The 17,678-nt window shown below is 39.3% G+C and carries 16 protein-coding genes and 1 tRNA gene; 4 read left to right on the top strand and 13 right to left on the bottom strand.

The genetic code is table 11. The annotated features are described in order from the left end of the window. Nucleotides 1–130: 130 nt before the first annotated feature. From EQJ87_RS08860 to EQJ87_RS08845, 4 genes are all read right to left on the bottom strand, one after another. Complete coding sequence (locus EQJ87_RS08860) at nucleotides 131–1,105, bottom strand: AraC family transcriptional regulator (protein WP_130124241.1); 975 nt, start codon at nucleotides 1,103–1,105, stop codon at nucleotides 131–133. A 22-nt stretch (nucleotides 1,106–1,127) separates the two neighbouring features. After that, nucleotides 1,128–1,940: an oxidoreductase gene (locus tag EQJ87_RS08855; protein ID WP_130124240.1), complete on the bottom strand. Its 813-nt coding sequence runs from the start codon at nucleotides 1,938–1,940 to the stop codon at nucleotides 1,128–1,130. Between the two features lie 146 nt (nucleotides 1,941–2,086). Next, nucleotides 2,087–3,250, bottom strand: coding sequence for an MFS transporter (locus EQJ87_RS08850; RefSeq protein WP_130124239.1), 1,164 nt, complete (start codon nucleotides 3,248–3,250; stop codon nucleotides 2,087–2,089). Nucleotides 3,251–3,339: 89 nt separating this feature from the next. Beyond that, complete coding sequence (locus tag EQJ87_RS08845; RefSeq protein WP_130124238.1) at nucleotides 3,340–3,660, bottom strand: DMT family transporter; 321 nt, start codon at nucleotides 3,658–3,660, stop codon at nucleotides 3,340–3,342. Between the two features lie 207 nt (nucleotides 3,661–3,867). Here EQJ87_RS08845 and EQJ87_RS08840 point away from each other — a divergent pair, with 207 nt between their 5' ends. The 3 genes from EQJ87_RS08840 (at nucleotide 3,868) to EQJ87_RS08830 (ending at nucleotide 5,454) form a co-directional block, all read left to right on the top strand. Continuing rightward, a complete protein-coding gene (locus EQJ87_RS08840) occupies nucleotides 3,868–4,812 on the top strand; it encodes an alpha/beta hydrolase (protein ID WP_130124237.1) in 945 nt (314 codons plus the stop codon). Between the two features lie 71 nt (nucleotides 4,813–4,883). Continuing rightward, nucleotides 4,884–4,969: transfer RNA gene (locus EQJ87_RS08835), tRNA-Leu, on the top strand. Between the two features lie 185 nt (nucleotides 4,970–5,154). Next, nucleotides 5,155–5,454, top strand: a complete 300-nt coding sequence (locus EQJ87_RS08830) for a YbaB/EbfC family nucleoid-associated protein (protein WP_130124236.1) — start codon at nucleotides 5,155–5,157, stop codon at nucleotides 5,452–5,454. Between the two features lie 446 nt (nucleotides 5,455–5,900). Here the strand turns inward: EQJ87_RS08830 and ptsP are convergent, their stop codons facing one another. The 9 genes from ptsP to dtd form a co-directional block, all read right to left on the bottom strand. After that, entirely contained in the window at nucleotides 5,901–7,628 is a 1,728-nt protein-coding gene (gene ptsP / locus EQJ87_RS08820) for a phosphoenolpyruvate--protein phosphotransferase (RefSeq protein ID WP_130124235.1), read from the bottom strand. A gap of 2 nt (nucleotides 7,629–7,630) precedes the next feature. After that, on the bottom strand, nucleotides 7,631–7,897 hold the full coding sequence (locus EQJ87_RS08815; protein ID WP_011834224.1) for a phosphocarrier protein HPr: 267 nt from the start codon (nucleotides 7,895–7,897) through the stop codon (nucleotides 7,631–7,633). A 292-nt stretch (nucleotides 7,898–8,189) separates the two neighbouring features. Continuing rightward, nucleotides 8,190–9,227, bottom strand: a complete 1,038-nt coding sequence (locus EQJ87_RS08810) for a 3-deoxy-7-phosphoheptulonate synthase (RefSeq protein WP_130124234.1) — start codon at nucleotides 9,225–9,227, stop codon at nucleotides 8,190–8,192. 128 nt (nucleotides 9,228–9,355) lie between these two features. Beyond that, on the bottom strand, nucleotides 9,356–11,950 hold the full coding sequence (secA, locus tag EQJ87_RS08805; protein ID WP_130124233.1) for a preprotein translocase subunit SecA: 2,595 nt from the start codon (nucleotides 11,948–11,950) through the stop codon (nucleotides 9,356–9,358). 306 nt (nucleotides 11,951–12,256) lie between these two features. Next, nucleotides 12,257–12,871 carry a lysophospholipid acyltransferase family protein gene (locus tag EQJ87_RS08800; protein WP_305034260.1) on the bottom strand — a complete coding sequence of 205 codons (615 nt, stop codon included), beginning with the start codon at nucleotides 12,869–12,871 and terminating at the stop codon, nucleotides 12,257–12,259. A 157-nt stretch (nucleotides 12,872–13,028) separates the two neighbouring features. Then, the gene (locus EQJ87_RS08795; protein WP_130124231.1) at nucleotides 13,029–14,462 is read right to left on the bottom strand and encodes an APC family permease; all 1,434 of its coding nucleotides are present in this window, start codon (nucleotides 14,460–14,462) and stop codon (nucleotides 13,029–13,031) included. 144 nt (nucleotides 14,463–14,606) lie between these two features. Next, nucleotides 14,607–15,215: an HAD family hydrolase gene (locus EQJ87_RS08790; RefSeq protein ID WP_130124230.1), complete on the bottom strand. Its 609-nt coding sequence runs from the start codon at nucleotides 15,213–15,215 to the stop codon at nucleotides 14,607–14,609. A 5-nt stretch (nucleotides 15,216–15,220) separates the two neighbouring features. Then, a complete protein-coding gene (locus EQJ87_RS08785) occupies nucleotides 15,221–16,174 on the bottom strand; it encodes a TMEM175 family protein (RefSeq protein ID WP_370449780.1) in 954 nt (317 codons plus the stop codon). A gap of 19 nt (nucleotides 16,175–16,193) precedes the next feature. Continuing rightward, nucleotides 16,194–16,646 (bottom strand): D-aminoacyl-tRNA deacylase, encoded by a 453-nt coding sequence (gene dtd, locus EQJ87_RS08780; RefSeq protein ID WP_130124228.1) that lies wholly within the window; start codon nucleotides 16,644–16,646, stop codon nucleotides 16,194–16,196. Between the two features lie 93 nt (nucleotides 16,647–16,739). On the opposite strand from dtd, the gene EQJ87_RS08775 reads away from it, so the two are divergent. Further along, nucleotides 16,740–17,675 carry a glycosyltransferase family 2 protein gene (locus tag EQJ87_RS08775; protein ID WP_130124227.1) on the top strand — a complete coding sequence of 312 codons (936 nt, stop codon included), beginning with the start codon at nucleotides 16,740–16,742 and terminating at the stop codon, nucleotides 17,673–17,675. Nucleotides 17,676–17,678: the final 3 nt, after the last annotated feature.

Genomic DNA, 17,678 nt, shown 5'->3' with positions numbered 1-17,678 from the left:
CTCTTTAAATTTTTATTTGATGTTTTGAGAAGAAACGTCTCTAAATTTAGACTAATTCATTTACAATCGTTATTCTCTTGGCCATAGTCTCAACTCTCGAAACTAGTGATAGCTCTTAAGCTAAACGCTTTTAACTGTATCTTTTTCGATATTGACTCAAGGTCGTTCCCGTCCATTTTTTAAAGGCCCGTGCGAAAGAACTAACCTCAGAGTATCCCACCATATATGCAATTTCTTCCACACTTAAATTAAAATCATGTGAAAAATGAAGCGCCATTTTTTTCTGAACTACCTGTGTTTCCGCCTTAAATGTCGTTTTTGAATTTCTTAAATTTCTTTGTAGCGTTCGAGTACTTGTCCCTAGCCGCCTAGATATTTTATCTATCGAGTAATCGCCAGAGGGGACAGCCTTTTGAATTTCCTGATGCAGATTATTGATAAACGATGAGGAAGTCTTAAGTTCTTCCAATTGGCGGTTCATTTCTGGTTCTATCAAGGTACGCATACTGTTATTTCGAGTTAAAAATGGTTTTTCCATGTCTTCATAATTAAAAACTAAAATATTACCAGCTTCCACAAACTTCACCGGTGCTCCAAAGACCTCTGAGAGCGATTGACTAGATGGGTAAGGAGCCTCTATTCTTTTAGGAACAATAGTTTGCCCACTACCCGCTCTCAGTATACTTAATATAACGAGCTGCTCATTAAATAGCGAAAAGCGAGAAAGCTGTTTATTAGGAGTGGTGCCACCGATTGAAATGAGTACTTCATCGTCTGAGGTAGTAATTTTTATATTTACTGGAGCAATCAGTTTTTTGTATTTTGCTAAACGCTGGATTGCTTGGAGACCATTGGATGAGGATAAGGCCACAAAAAATACTGGCATAAATAATCCTATTTTCTGAACATCACTCAATAAAATGAGTTGATCATCTGTTAATTCTGATGATAATATTTCCTGAAATCGATGAAACTCATCATCACCTAAAGTTAACTCTTCTTTCCAAAGAAGGTTGGGAATATTGGACTTTTCTAATAGATTTCCTAAGTCTAGCTGGTTATATTCTAAAAAATCTTGAAATTGTTGGTCAATTACTATTTTCATCTTTTTATTTTTCCTTAATTTATCAACTAGAGTGCATCATAATCCAGTCAAATAAGCGTGTAGGTAAAATCGCATGAAGAAAAACAATTGGTTTCGCACCAAAACCTATTAAGTAACGAGCGCGTGGTTTGCGTGAATCTAGCGCTTTTAATATCGTCTTAGAAATAATTTTAGGATCAGACATCATATTTCCAGAGTACTGCCTTCTCATTCCTATAGCCGCCTTTTGCGCAGCTTTTTCATAAGCTCCTCCTTTAGCCGATTCAGCCAAATGGTCGGCAGCAATGAATCCCCATTGTGTCTTAATTCCACCTGGTTCTATTAGCGACACCTCTACGCCGAATGGCTTCGTTTCCATTCTGAGCGCATCACTAAAAGCTTCTAAGGCATATTTTGTAGCATGATACCAAGCCCCGAAGTATGTCGTAACCCTTCCACCCATGGAAGAAATGTTGATAATGCGCCCAAATTTATTTTTTCGCATATGAGGTAAAACTAATTTAGTCAAGCGAGCAACTCCAAATAGGTTCACTTCAAACTGCCGTTGAGCTTCTTCAAGAGAAACATCTTCCACTGCTCCATAGGAGCCATAACCCGCATTGTTGATCAGCGCATCTATCTTCCCTTCTTTTTCTATAATTGCCCTAACGACTTCTTCACAAGAAGCTTGGTTTGTAACATCTAGGTAAATGGGGTTCACTCCAAATTTTTTCAAACTTTCCAACTCATCCATTCGACGCGCGGCTCCATAGACTTGGTGTCCTTTTTGAGCAAGTAATTCTGCTGCTTGATAGCCAATACCACTACTTGCTCCTGTAATTAAAACAATTGCCATATTTTTTCTCCTTAAGCTCATTATAACAGATAAGCCCGACGATAAAATGACTATTCCCGCCTATTTTTTTGCACTTCGCGCCATTCTTTTTCCTTAATCAACCAAAATAACTTATACAAAAAACACCCGCAAAAGCGAGGCGTTTTTTAAATTTTTACAAAGCTTTTTCGATTCATGACGAGCGATAATGCCCCTGTTCCAAATAAAATTAGGGCTGATATATAGTAGGGGAACAGATGATTGAAGTCAAACAAGTAGCCTGCTGCGAGAGGTCCTAAAATATTCCCAAAACTCGTAAAGGCTGAATTTAAGCCATTGACAGCCCCTTGACGATTTCCTGCGTGCTTGGAGAGATAAGTTGTGACTGCAGGTCGAAAAAGGTCGAAGGCAAGAAAGACAACAAAGGTTGAAAGGGCGACAATCAAATTATTTTTTGTCACTGCAATAACTGCGATAAAGAGGGCACTGACAAAAAAGGTAAGTTGAATCAAGCCAAATTCCCCGATTTTTTCAACAATAATATCGAATAGAAAAAGTTGAAAAACAAGTGCAAGGATACCACTCACTGTAATCACTAGGGCAATTTCACTCATTGTAAATCCAAAATTGATGGTTGCCATAATGCTATAAATTGACTCAAAAGCTTGCAAGCCGAAAGAAGAAATCAGAATAATGATAAAAAGGGAACCAAACAAGGGATGTTTTAGTAATTCCATAAAAGAACTTTTGGCTAAAGGCTGACCCAAGTGAATTGTTTTTTCTGGTTCTTTTAAAACAAGCATTGTCAATATAAATCCAATGAGGGACAAAATGGCAGCAGCATAGAAGGGGACGCGCAAACCAAAATTGGCAATAAAACCGCCGACACCTGGTCCGATGATAAAGCCTCCACTAATCGCTGCTGAAACTAAGCCCATGGCTTTCGGACGCTCCGCGATTGTTGTCATATCTGCTACATAGGCTGTTACTGAGGGCATAATCATTGCTGCCGCCGCTCCTCCCAAAGCTCGTGAGATATAAAAGCCACTTTTGGCTTGGGCTAGACCAAATAAAAGTTCAGAAAATGAAAAAACAAGCATCCCAATTGCAATCAGCTTTTTACGACCGATTTTATCGGAGAGAGCTCCTGCCAGTGGAGATGTTACTAATTGGGCAATTGCAAATACAGAAATCATCATTCCCATTGTTGTCCCTGAGAAGTTCATTTGTTCTTTCAGAGTGGGTAAGACTGGAATGACTAAGCCTGCGCCCAAAAAAACTAAAAATAGGTTTGAAATTGCTAGATTCATCATGCTTTTTTTATTTTTCATTTTTCCTCCCGATAAAAATAGCTATAGGGTTGGCTATGGCTATTTTTATCATTTTTCTTATTTAATTTTTGTAAAATTTTTTTCATTGTTTAATGGCCACTTGTTACTTTTATGCCGATGATTCCGATAATTAACAAGGTAATGAACACCCAAGTCAAGGGCGAGACGTTATCTTTAAATAACAAAACACCAATAAAAATGGTGCCGACGGCTCCGATTCCTGTCCAAATAGGATAGGCAATTCCTAAGGGTAATTTTTTTAAGGCCAAGGCGAGAAAGCCAAAGCTTGCAAGCATTCCAACGATGGTCAAAAGAGTGAACTTGAGCTGAGAAAATCCTTGACTCAACTTCATCGTGGTTGCCCACCAAACCTCAAAAACTCCAGCCAATAATAAATAAAACCAAGTCATTTTTTGCTCCTTTTCTCCTACAAAAAAAAACGATTATCTACATTTCTTCAAAGACCTACTGAAATGTACATCATCGCTGACACGATTGGCTCCCGGTGGAGCATTTTTCTATTTTATTTATTTTAACATAATTAGTTGTAAAAATCATCCCCGCTGTTTATGTCTTCTTTTGGGTATTTTCATTATTTTTTGTGTATAATATAGCTCATGAAAAATACAAAGAAAATTTGGGTTTGGCGTTTGATTATTGGAATTTTTGTACTGGCTATCATCGTCAATCTAGGGGCAACTTTATATTTCTACCGCGTGGCTTGTGTGCGTAATGATACTCCAGTCGCTCAGGTTAAAAGTTCTAGCCCCACTTATCATCTTGTGAAGAAATTTGATCAACTGACAAAGTCAACGCAGACCATTACAAATGATGGTTTGAAATTGGATGCCTGGTATGTACCAGCCGCTGTCTCTACTGATAAAACGGTTATTGTCGTGCATGGATTCCGTCAGAATAAATCTGCAATGCGTCAGTATGGTCAACTTTTCCATGAGCTTGGCTACAATGTTTTGATGCCTGACAATCGTGGTGCTGGAGCTTCTGAGGGAGATTTTATTACTTTTGGTTATCATGACAAGTCTGACGTAATTGCTTGGGCAAAATTTTTAACGGCTAAAAATCCGCAAAGTCAAATTACGCTTTATGGTCTGTCCATGGGCGCTGCGACGGTGATGATGGCTTCTGGCGAGTCGGGCTTGCCTTCTTCGGTCAAAAACATTATCGAGGATTGTGGTTATACCAACGCTTGGGATGAGATTGTCTATCAAGCTAAGGCCAGCTACAATATCCCTGCTTTCCCGCTCGTTTACAGTGTGTCTTTAGAGAGCAAACTCCGTCAAGGCTGGTTTTTCCAAGAGGCCAGTTCGACAAAGGCGCTAGCAGTTAATAAATTGCCGATTTTGCTGATTCATGGTAGCAAAGATACTTACGTACCCACATCGATGCTTGAAGAAAATTACAAAGCTGTCAAGTCTGGAACGCCAAAAGAGAAATTACTGATCAAAGGAGCTACTCACGCTCGTTCTTTCCAAACGAATCCTAGCCTCTATCGTGCAACGATTTCACAGTTCATGGATAAGTATAATCCTGTGAAGAATTAAGTTTTTTATCGAATACAAGTTTGTTCTTGACAGAAGTTTTTAAAAATGGTATTATAGTAAAGTACTGTTTTGCGGTGGTGGCGGAATTGGCAGACGCGCAGGATTAAGGATCCTGTCGGGAATTTTCTTGGTGCGGGTTCAAGTCCCGCCCACCGCACTTGATAAACTCAGCTAAGGCTGAGTTTTTTTATTTGCCCAGAGAAAATGCTGACGTAAATTTTCGTCAGTAAATTCTCTGGCCTTTTTGATTAGCGTGAGTTATTCGGTCTTTTATGGTAAAATAGAGAGGTGCTGAAAGCGATAATATTCGCTCAGTAAAATTCTAAACGAGGTAGAACCACTATGATGAATATGCAAAACATGATGAAACAAGCGCAGAAGCTTCAAAAACAAATGCAAGCTTCCCAAGAAGAAATTGCTAACACTGTTTTTGTCGGAAAATCTGCTCAAGAACTTGTCACAGCCGAATTTTCTGGCGACCGTAAGTTGAAATCATTGAATATCAAACCTGACGTTATTGATCCTGAAGATGCAGAAACTTTGCAAGACATGGTCGCTGATGCGGTCAACGATGCCCTCGCACAAATCGAAAAAGTAACAGAGCAAAAGCTCGGAAAATTCACTAAAGGATTGCCCTTCTAAGTAGAGAAAAAGCAAATTTAAGAGCCAAAAACTCGTCAGCAGCAGCAAAATAATATTTGCAAAAAGCGTAAGCCCTCGAAGTTTGGGTGAATAAAGCAAATTATTTTCAAAACTTCTCCGAAGCAAATTGGGCAAACACATCATGAGGGGCAGGCCAAAAATGTTGAAAACTGAGCCATATGTTTCTTTGCTCGTCAAAATTATCCAGAAGTTAATTTTGATTTCTCGTGGCAAAATAAAGAGCAAAGCCAAACAATAAAGGACTTCAGCAAGCGTCCAATAATCAAAAAAATCTAACTTTTTCACACCCAACCTTCTTTCCAGTTTGATTATACAACTTTTTTCAAAACTTATCCACGGGGATAAGTTTTTCTTGAAATCAATTTACGTCAGCAAAAAAGTCCTGTCAGTTACTAACAGGACTTTCTTTCATTTTAATCAAAGAATTATTTAGTATATTCTTCAACGAGAGCGACAACTTCTTCCATTGTTGCACATTCGCTGAGGGCTTTATTAGCCAATTCTTCCATTTTCTTAGAATCCAAACGTTTCATGAGTGAACGTGTTTGGAGTACTGAAGTTGCTGACATTGAGAATTCATCAAGTCCAATACCCATAAGAAGTGGTACAGCAGTTTGGTCGCCGGCCATTTCTCCACACATACCAGCCCATTTGCCTTCAGCGTGCGCTGCTTTAACAACATTGTTAACAAGGCGCAAGATTGAAGGATTGTATGGTTGGTAAAGGTAAGAAACTTGCTCGTTCATACGGTCTGCAGCCATTGTATATTGGATAAGGTCGTTTGTACCGATTGAGAAGAAATCAACTTCCTTCGCAAATTGGTCAGCAAGCATTGCTGCTGCTGGAATTTCAATCATGATACCAACTTCGATACCTTCAGCAACTGGAACACCTTCAGCAATCAATTTAGCTTTTTCTTCATCATAGATCTTCTTAGCTGCACGGAATTCTGTTAAGAGCGCAACCATTGGGAACATGATACGAAGTTTACCGTGGACAGAAGCACGCAAAAGGGCACGCAATTGTGTACGGAACATTCCATCACCAGCGTTTGAAAGGCTGATACGAAGCGCACGCCATCCAAGGAATGGGTTCATTTCTTCTGGAAGATCGAAGTAAGGCAATGTTTTGTCACCACCGATGTCCATTGTACGGACAACGACTGGTTTACCATTCATGCCTTCAAGAACAGCTTTGTAAGCTTCATATTGGTCATCTTCTGTTGGGAAATCTTGTGCATCCATGTACAAGAATTCTGTACGGTAAAGACCAACAGCTTCAGCACCGTTTTCGTTAACGCCTTCAACGTCTTTTGGTGTACCAATATTGGCAGCCAACTCAAAATGACGTCCGTCAGCAGTAACTGTTTCAGCATCTTTAAGGGCAGCCCATTCTGCTTTTTGAGCAGCATAAGCTTCACCAGCTGCATGGAACTCAGCTTGTTGTTCTGATGTTGGATCAAGGACAACTTCACCTGTCAAACCTGAAACAGCCAAGAGTTGACCTTCAGCGACAAGTTCAGTAATATTGTTTGTTCCAAGAACAGCAGGAATTTCCAAAGTACGCGCCATAATTGCAGAGTGAGAAGTACGTCCACCAATGTTTGTCACAAAGGCTTTAACGAATTTCTTATCCAATTGCGCAGTATCAGAAGGTGTCAAGTCTTCAGCGACAATGATAACTTCTTCATTGATCAACGCTGGACTAGGCAATTTAACACCAAGAAGATTAGCCAAGACACGTTTTGTAACGTCTTTGATGTCGGCTGCACGTTCTTGCATATAAGCATTGTCTGTCATTCCTTCAAAGATAGCAATAAACATATCTGTTACTTCTTTGAGGGCAACTTCAGCGTTAACTTTTTTGTCGTTAATTGTAGCTTTGATTTGTGCTGTCATATCTGGGTCAGCAAGAACCATCATATGAGCGTCAAATACAGAAGCTGCTTCTTCTCCAAGGCTTTCTACCGCTTTGTCCTTAATTAACTGAAGCTCGCTTTGCGATGTAGCAAGTGCTGCATCAAGGCGAGCTTCTTCGTTAACTGTATCCGTAATTGTCTTTGTTTCAAAAGACAAGTCTGGTTGGACAAGCAAGTATGCCTTAGCTACTGCTACACCTGATGATGCGGCGATACCTTTAAGCATAGTTGTCATGATTATTCAGCAAGTCCTTCTTTAGTCATTGTTTCAGCGATAGTTGCAATAGCGTCGTCTGCATCAGCACCTTCAGCTGAGATAGTAACGTCTGCACCTTGACCAACACCAAGTGACATAACACCCATGATTGATTTAAGGTTTACTGATTTCCCTTTGTATTCCAAAGTGATTTCTGAAGTGAATTTTGAAGCTGTTTGCACAAGCAATGTAGCTGGACGTGCGTGGATACCAGTTTCTGCAACAATGTGGAATTCTTTAGATGCCATTTTTTATGGTTCTCCTTAGTTATTTTCGTTTTATTGATAATATCCTAGATATTTATCACTCTAAAAATTGTACCACAAAACGAAAGGGTTTGCAATATCTGCCTCACTTTTTTTCACTCTTTTTTTCAGCTCAGTCTTGATAAACATTGTTGTTAAGCGATTCTTATTGCCATATTATTCTGTATTCTTTATTCTTCTTTTCTTCTGAAAATAGTGATTTTTTCATTTTTCCCTTGATTTTTTAAATTTAAATCAAAAAAATCTGCTCCATCAGCAGATTTTAAATTGGTAATTAGTTATTTTTAGATTCAGTTTGGTAAATCTCTTTAACCAACATTTCTGTTTTATCCCAACCCAAACATGGATCGGTAATTGATTTTCCAAAAACTTCTGGTTTATCTTGGCGACCATCTTCGAGGTAAGATTCAATCATGAAGCCACGGACATTTGCACGAATTTTATCATCCCAGTCACGGTTGACCAAGGTTTGACGGACAATACGGATTTGTTCCATAAATTTTTTCCCTGAATTATCGTGATTCGTATCAATAACAATAAAAGGATTTTTCAAGCCCATTTTTTCGTAAATCGCAATCGTTTCCAAAAGATTATCTGTGTAGTAGTTTGGACGGTACTTCCCATTTTCATCTTGTCCTCCACGCAAAATCGCATGAGCCAATGGATTTCCTGAGGTTTGCACCTCTGCGCGTCCAAAAAGAAAATCTTGAGCTTGTTGCGCCGCATAAATTCCGTTGAACATCACGTTAAGATTTCCTGAAGTCGGATTTTTCAAGCCCGTTGGCACGTCAATTCCGCTTGCCACAAAACGGTGTTGTTGATTTTCCACAGAACGCGCGCCAACCGCATGATAACTTACGAGATCATCAACCATCGGCAGATTTTCTGGATAAAGCATTTCATCGGCAGTCGTCAACCCTGTTTCTGTGATCACCTTATAGTGCAAATCACGCACCATTTTAATGCCATTAATCAAATCAGTATGTCCGTCAGCATCTGGCTCATGAATCAAGCCCTTGTAACCATCTCCATTTGTCCGCGGTTTTGCAGTATAAACACGCATCACCATGAAAATCTTATCCTTCACTTCTTCTTGCAATTTTGCCAGACGACGTGCATATTCCAAGACTGCTTCTTCGTTATCTGACGAACAAGGACCAATGATTAAAAGCAAACGCTCATCTTCACCCTTGATAATTGCCTCAAGTTCGCTATCACGTTTTAGCTTTTTTTCTTGTTGCTCATTGTTCAAATGTCCCAACATTTTGATGGCATCAATATTGATTTTGGGACTTATTTCTTTAAAACTCATTTCGGCTCCTCTTTTACGATAGTTTATTTTATCTATTGTATCAAATTCTCAGTCAATTGGCGCTTTTCTAGTATCTTTTATTTAGAGAAAATGCTGACGAAAATTTACGTCAGCATTTTCTCTAATTTTTAAGCAATTTTTTTACGACCGTGACAGTTTTTAAACTTCTTGCCAGAACCACATGGACAAAGTTCATTACGTCCAACATTTTCAAAAACTGTATTTTCACTGACGGAATGGTCAGCTCCAACATTCGTGATGTTTTCTTGTGATGCTGTCGTTGTCACACGCGGGCCTTCTTGACGCAAAGCTGTTTGTGGTTGAATTTGAGCTTTCATCATCAGACGCGTCACTTCAAATTCAATCGCCCCAATCATATTGTTATACATCTTGTAAGATTCTTCTTGATATTCAACAATTGGATTATTTTGTGCATAACCACGAAGGCCGACAGATTGACGCATTTGATCAAGCGCATCAATGTGTTCTGACCAGTTGTTGTCCACCACGCGCAAGATGACCGCACGTTGGAATTCTAATTGACGTTCTGGATCAGACAATTTTTCCATTTGCTCTGCGTAACGATTTTTCACTTTATCAAAAATCAAATCTTTCATCGCTTGAGCAGACAAACCAACAAGCTCAGACAATTCAATAGCTTCTTCAGGCAACATTGTATTTTGTACCGTCACCAAAAGGTTTTTCACATTTTCCTCATCTTTAAAGCCTGCCAATTCATGACCATCAACCTGACGATCAATTGTTCGCTTGAACATCCCCATCAAAACAGGAGTCATGTCTTCTTTCGCCAAGATAACTTCCTGACGTTGCGCATAAATCACTTCACGTTGCTCACGAATCACATCATCATATTGCAAGACTTGCTTACGTGAATCGTAGTTATTTCCTTCGACACGTTTTTGTGAACTTTCAATCTGACGAGTAATCAAGCCAGATTTGATGACCGCATCTTCCCCAGAAATACGCATCCGATCTAGGAAAGCAGAGACCCGTTCTGAACCAAAACGTTTCATCAACTCATCTTCAAGTGAAAGATAAAATTGTGAAACCCCCGGATCCCCTTGACGACCAGAACGACCACGCAACTGGTTGTCAATACGACGAGATTCATGGCGCTCCGTACCGATGACGGCGAGTCCTTGGAACTCCGGATCTTCATGATCAATCACACCAGGCCCAAGCTTGATGTCGGTTCCCCGACCAGCCATATTCGTCGCAATCGTTACCGCTCCTTGTTGACCAGCATTCATGATGATTTGTGCTTCACGGAAGTGGTTTTTTGCGTTCAAAACTTCATGCGGAATTTTTGCTTCAACCAATTTCTTAGAAATCAATTCTGAAGTTTCCACAGCCACAGTACCAATCAAAATCGGTTGCCCTTCAGCATGACGACGTTTGATGTCGTCAATAACTGCTTTAAATTTAGCTTCCAAAGTTGGGTAAAGTAAATCTGGATGGTCTAAACGTTGAACAGGACGATTGGTTGGAATTGGTGTGATTTGAATGTTATAAATCTCACGGAATTCCTCTTCTTCGGTTTTAGCAGTACCCGTCATCCCTGACAATTTTTTATACATCCGGAAGTAGTTTTGAATCGTAATTGAGGCCATTGTTTTTGATTCGTCTTGAATCGGCACAGCTTCTTTCGCTTCAATAGCTTGATGAAGACCATCAGAATAACGACGTCCAGGCATCGTACGTCCAGTAAATTGGTCAATAATCAAAACTTCTTGGTTTTCATCAACCATATAGTCAATGTCATGAAGCATGATGAAGTTAGCACGCAACGCATTGTCCACAAAGTGAGTCAACGCAACATTTTCCATATCATAGAGGTTGTCAATTTGGAAAAACTTCTCAGCTTTATCAATCCCTTCTTCCGTCAAAGAAATTGTTTTTGATTGCAAATCAATCTTGTAATCATCACCCTCTTCATAGTCAGAAGTAGCAATATTTAAGTTTTGCCCCTTCAAAGTCTTGGTAAATTGATCCGCACGATAATAAAGAGCAGAGGAAGCTTCTGCTTGACCTGAAATAATCAAAGGCGTCCGCGCTTCATCGACTAAGATTGAGTCAACTTCATCGACCAAAGCATAGTTCAAAGGCTTTTGCACCATATCTTCAGCACGAGTCACCATATTATCACGCAAATAATCAAACCCAAGCTCAGCTGATGTTGAATAAGTGATGTCACAGTTGTAGGCTTCACGTTTTTCTTCTGGTGATTTTGAATTTAAGTTCAAACCAACCGACAGACCGAGCCAGCTGTAAAGCTCTCCCATCTCAGTCATATCACGCGTTGCCAAGTATTCATTGACCGTAACAACATGGACACCTTTGCCAGACAAAGCATTAAGGTAAACAGGCATCGTCGCTGTCAAAGTTTTCCCTTCACCAGTACGCATTTCGGGAACGTCACCATTGTGGAGGACAATCCCCCCCATGATTTGGACATGAAAAGGATAAAGTCCCAGCACACGGCGCGCTGCTTCACGACAAACAGCAAAAGCTTCGTAAAGCAAGTCATCGAGACTTTCCCCCTTAGCCACACGCTCTTTAAGTTCTGGAGTCTTGGCTTTCAATTGCTCATCAGTTAAATGCTCCATTTCATCAGCAAATGCTTCAACTTTAAGCGCCATTTTATTGAGTTTTTTCAACTCTTTTTTGTCATTTTCAACAAATTTTCTAATAATGTTTGGCATAATTTCTCTTTCAGCTAAAATATGTAGATATTATCTATAATTCTAGCACTTTTACAAGATTTTTACAAATCGTACCGACCATTCAAACGCATTCAGGCTTAAAATTTTTTATTGTCAAACGAACCTCTACCATGCACCCCTGATGACGAAATGTACCGTATTCCGAATCAGAAATGGGAACTTATTTTCGAAATATCAAATGAGAGATAAACAACACATCTTAGATTTTCTGGTAAATTTTAAACTTGTTAAAGCTACCTTTTTAATTCTGAATAAAAAAACCAGCTCATTTGCTGGTCTTTTATTTTATTTGGCTTCATAATGAAAATCAGGATTGATTTCCTTATCGAGCACTGCAAAAGCAGCTTCCATACGGCGATTGACTTCGGCAATTCCTTCTGCATCCATCTTTTTAATATCGGAAATATCAATAGGCTCACCAAAATTAACTGCTACTTTTTGACGTTTGAAAACACCTTTCATCGTCAAAGGACCCTGATAAACAGCCGGTACAATACGCACTTTAGCCATTTTAGCGATGACAGCAACGCCACCTTTCATTTCTGCACTATGACGGCTTCCTGACGGAAACATAATCATTGACTGGTTTGATTCTTTAAGCATTTTCACGGCGTGCTTGAGTGGTTTTGTCCCTGGATTTTCACGGTCTACAGGAAAAGCGCCACACATTTTTATCCACCATCCCCCAAATCCTTTAAACAATTCTTTTTTGGCCATAAAAATAAATTGTTTTGGACGTGTAGCAAAGGCGAACCAGACTGGTTCCCAAGCCATACGGTGAGGTGCAACAAGAATATAGTTTTCATCTTTAGGAATACGCGACACGTTGTAGTATTTGCTTCTTCCGTTCAAGATAAAAAGCAAAAAGGCGACAAGGTTGCATAAAAGCACATAAAATATATGGTGTTGTTTTTCATATTCTTTCATTTTTGTATGATTTACTCCTCATAATTGCTGATAACTTCACCATTTTAACTTATTTTATTCATTTTAGCAATTCTTCTTTGCCAAAAGATAAAAAATAGCTTCAGACACTGCCTGAAACTATTTTTTTCTTTTATTCTACTTCATTATCTTTGGATGAAGCAACTTTTTTCGCTCCAGAACGACGACTACCGTAAGCAAGGTAAATGATAAGCCCGAAAAGGAACCAGATTCCAGAGTAAAGTTTCGCATCAAAGTCCAGACCCCAGAAAACAAAGAGTGAACCAATGAATCCTAGTGCTGGAAGGACTGGATAAAAAGGCATCTTATAGGCAGCTTCCGGCAAATCTTTCCCCTGACGGCGACGCAAAGAGTAAATACCCAGTGACACGAACATGAAAGCAATCAAAGTCCCCGCCGAAATCAATTGAGCAAGGAAAGCAAAGGGGAAGAATGCACCAATAACAATGGCTACAACCGCTAAAGTCCAAACTCCATTGGCTGGTAGTTGTCTGTGGTTCAATTTTCCTAAGCTTGAAGGCAAGAGACCATCACGACCAAAAGCGTAAAGCAGACGTGAACCAGCCAAGACCATTCCTAACAAAGCGATAAACATCCCTGCTAAAGCAATAGCAGTCACAACTTCCGAAAGAGCTGCATAGCCTGATTTTTCAAGCGCCCAACCAACAGGAGCAGCATTTCCAGCATAAGCTGAATACGGGTGCATCCCAACAAGAACAAGAGTTACAGCTGCAAAAAGAGCAACGGCGATAACAAGAGAACCAATAATTCCTCGAGGCATTGTTTTTTGCGGATTTTTTGCTTCAGCAGAGTTCGCGGCAATAGAGTCAAAACCAATGTAGGCTAAGAAAATCATTGACACACCAGACCAAATTCCTGAGAAACCACCAAATCCCGTCTTAGGGTTGTGTGGTGGAATAAAGGGATGGTAGTTTGAAGGGTGAATAACAGTTATACCGACCACGATAAAAGCAATAACGGCAACAACTTTAAGAACGACGAGAATTTGACTAATTCGACCAGCATCTGATGCCCCTCGAAAGACAATAATTGCAGAAGACAGAATCACAAGCAAGGAAATGATATCAACGATACCACCATTTGTACCAAACGGGCTTGCTAATGCAGCTGGCAAATGAAAACCAAGCGGTGCCAACAGCTGTTGAAGATTCGCTGAGAAACCTGCTCCAACGAAAGCGACAGCGATAAAATACTCTGCCAATAAAGCCCAACCAGCAATCCAACCAAACCCTTCGCCAAACAAGACCGAAATCCATGAATAGGCTGAGCCAGCAAGGGGCATCACCGTTGACATTTCAGCATAAGCCAGAGCAACAAACCCCGCAACTAAGGCAGCAATCAAGTATGAAAAGACAACCCCTGGACCAGCAAAATCAGCAGCAACTTGACCTGGTAAGGTGAAAATCGATGTCGAAATAATCGTCCCAACACCGAGTGCTAAAAAGTCACGTGTTGTTAAAACTTGTTTATAATGCTGATCCGCATCCCGATAAAGCTCGAAATCAGCTTTTTTCATAAATCCCATATCAAAACCTCTTTTTTGATTCTTTTCCTAATTAAATAATTTCAATAAATTATATTTTATCGAATTGTCAGACAATTGTCAAGAGTTTAATTATACTTTTGAAGAAAAAAATATTTACTGACGAATCCGTCAGTAAATTCTCCGTTAAAAATCAATTTCCGTCAGCATTTTCGGCGTTTCTAAATGATAAGTTTGTAGTCCTGCTTCTTTTGCGCCAGCAATATTCGCAGCATTATCATCAATAAATAAAGTTTCGCTTGATTTCAGGTTAGATCGGCGTAAGACTTCTTGAAAGCTCTCAACCGTAGGCTTTCTTAAATGTAATTCATGTGAATAATACAACGATTGGAAATAGCTATTCAGTGGCTTACCGGTTTGCTCCAAACAGCGTTTTTCAAAACACTTAGCATGGATGGCGTTTGTATTTGAAAAAAGATAAAGCGAAAATTTCGCTGACAAATCCGTCAGCAAGTCCATTCGATCTTTTTCAAAGTCCTTCAAAATCAAATTCCAAGTTTCCTCAATCACTTCATTGCTTAACTCGCTCTTGGTTTCTCTGCGAAATTGGTCATAAAAAATTTCAGGAGTAATCAATCCTAACTCTAAATCCTCAAAAAAATCAACTTGTTTTTGGGGCGTAAAATATTCCGCAAACTTTTCAATACCAAGCTGCTCAAAACGTTTAACCATCCGTTCAAAGCCCAAGTCCAAAATTACACCACCCAGATCAAAAATAATATTTTTTACTTTCATAAAAATCACTCTTTCAAATAAGGCACGCCCACGGAGCGCGTCGCTGCATAAATCTCTTCTTCTTGATTGCGATCATTAACCATACGAAAAAGAAAATTAAAGACCGGCACAATAACAAATAGCCAATGCCCATAAAATGGGAAAATAATTGCAATGACCATGATAATCACATTCATCAAAATCGTCGCAAATAACCTCAACAGCCACACGCGTCGCCAGAATTTAAAGGATTTTGGCATTTTCAGAAAATGATTTTTTGTAATCGAATAATTCATTGATTCTTGCTGAATTAAAATCACAATCAATACAAGGCCGAAATTGAGTGCGCTAAATGATGTTGGCTCCACCATAATCCACTTGGTCAAAAGCGGGATCAAGGATAACAGACCTATGAAAATAAAATCTTGAACGATAATTTTTTCAGTAATTTCCTCGGTCAAAGCGAAAATTTTATGCCGATTAAACCAAAAGTTAGCCGTAACAATAAAGCTGACCAAAAAAATTCCAACCGAGCTGATAAACTCCCAATATCCATGTTCACTAGAAGGAACAGGAATTTCAAGCAGCATGATTGTGATAATCACCGCAATAATTCCGTCAGAAAAAGCTTCGATATGACTACGGAGTTTTTGCTTACGCCGTTTTTCATCCTCAATAGCGTGCTTGATCATTGAGTCTTGCAACTCTTCAACACTCATATCAGCATATTTGGGATGCGTTGCAAGAAATTCATCTTTGAGTTCCTCACGCGCCTGAAGCATCTCAGGGTTCGTTTGAATTTGCTTAATTTTTCGTTTTTGACGTTCCGTCAATGGACGCGACTGACGATTTGGATTTCCTTTTTGAAAATCCGAATCTAGCGATTGAACAAGCTTATTTTTCCATATTTCGCCAACCGAATCGGCAGTTACCTTTTTCGAGTCTTGCACCGGATGATTCGGACGACAGTATTTTTTCATCGGATGATGACGTTGCTTTCTAGGCATTTTTACGCGCTTCTTTCGTATCTAAGAGGATGGTCACAGGGCCGTCGTTAATCAATGAAACTTGCATATCCGCACCAAAAATTCCCGTTTCCACTGGGGCAAATTGTGCCAGTTTTTCATTGAATTTTTTATACATTTCATGAGCAAAATCAGGTTTTCCCGCCGCTGAGAAACTCGGTCGATTGCCTTTTTTGGTTTCTGCGTATAAAGTAAACTGAGAAATGGACAAAATTTCTCCCTCAATATCTTGCACTGAGAGATTCATTTTATCAGCAGCATCAGAAAAAATTCGCATTTGCACAACCTTGCGCACTGCATAATCCAAATCAAACATGCTGTCCGCATCTTCCACACCAACTAAGAGCAATAATCCCTGCCCAATTTCATTAACTCTTCCATCCATACTGACAGAAGCTGATTTTACACGTTGAATTACTATTTTCATGACTATATTTTATCACAAACAAAGAATTCTTGACATAAAGACCATCTTTCGTTATTATCGTAGTATAAAGAATCCGTAAAAAAAGGAAAGTCAATGGAAAAATTAGCCCTCATCGTCCCTGTCTACAATGAGCAAGAAACAATTGAATATTTCATCGAAGAAGTCAATAAAAAGACTGCCCAACTTAACTTAGAAAAAGTTTTTTATTTTGTCAATGATGGATCACATGATCAAACTTTACCCCTCTTAAAAAAACTCGCCGCTCAAAATGAGCAAATCAACTACATTAGTTTTTCGAGAAATTTCGGTAAAGAAGCTGCTCTTCTCGCTGGTCTTCGAGCCTGTACAGAAAATTATGTTGCTGTTATGGATGTTGATTTACAAGATCCTCCAGAACTTTTGGCGACTATGTATGAAAAAATTGAAGAAGGTTATGATACCGCTGGTACCCGCCGAATTTCTCGTAAAGGCGAGCCACTCATTATCTCATTCTTTTCTCACCTTTTCTACAAAATTATCAATAAAATATCAAGTACACCAATCGTTGAGGGTGCTCGAGACTTCCGACTGATGACACGTCCAGTTGTCAATAGCATTCTAAAACTTGAAGAAAATAATCGTTTCTCCAAAGGTATTTTTACTTGGGTTGGCTATAAAACCACCTATCTCGAATATCCTAATCACGAACGCAGTGCCGGGCAAACGTCGTGGACTTTCAAGCAGCTCGTAAGTTACTCACTGGATGGAATTATCAGTTTTTCTGATGCTCCCCTCAACTTTGCGACACTGATTGGCATTTTGAGCTTTTTTACTTCAATTTTCCTCAGCCTCTTTTATTTCATGAAATCTCTTTTTTTTGGTGACCCAGTCCAAGGATTCCCTACTTTAATCATTCTCATGTTATTATTAGGTGGCTTACAACTTTTATCTCTCGGTATTATCGGAAAATATATTGCGAAAATTTTCCTCGAAACTAAAAAACGCCCCCACTATCTTATCCAAGAAAGTAATTTAAAAGAGCTTGACTAATCG

Origin of the sequence: Lactococcus sp. S-13 (assembly GCF_004210295.1) — a bacterium.
Classification (GTDB): domain Bacteria; phylum Bacillota; class Bacilli; order Lactobacillales; family Streptococcaceae; genus Lactococcus.
This window is presented reverse-complemented; position numbering and strand designations above follow the sequence as displayed.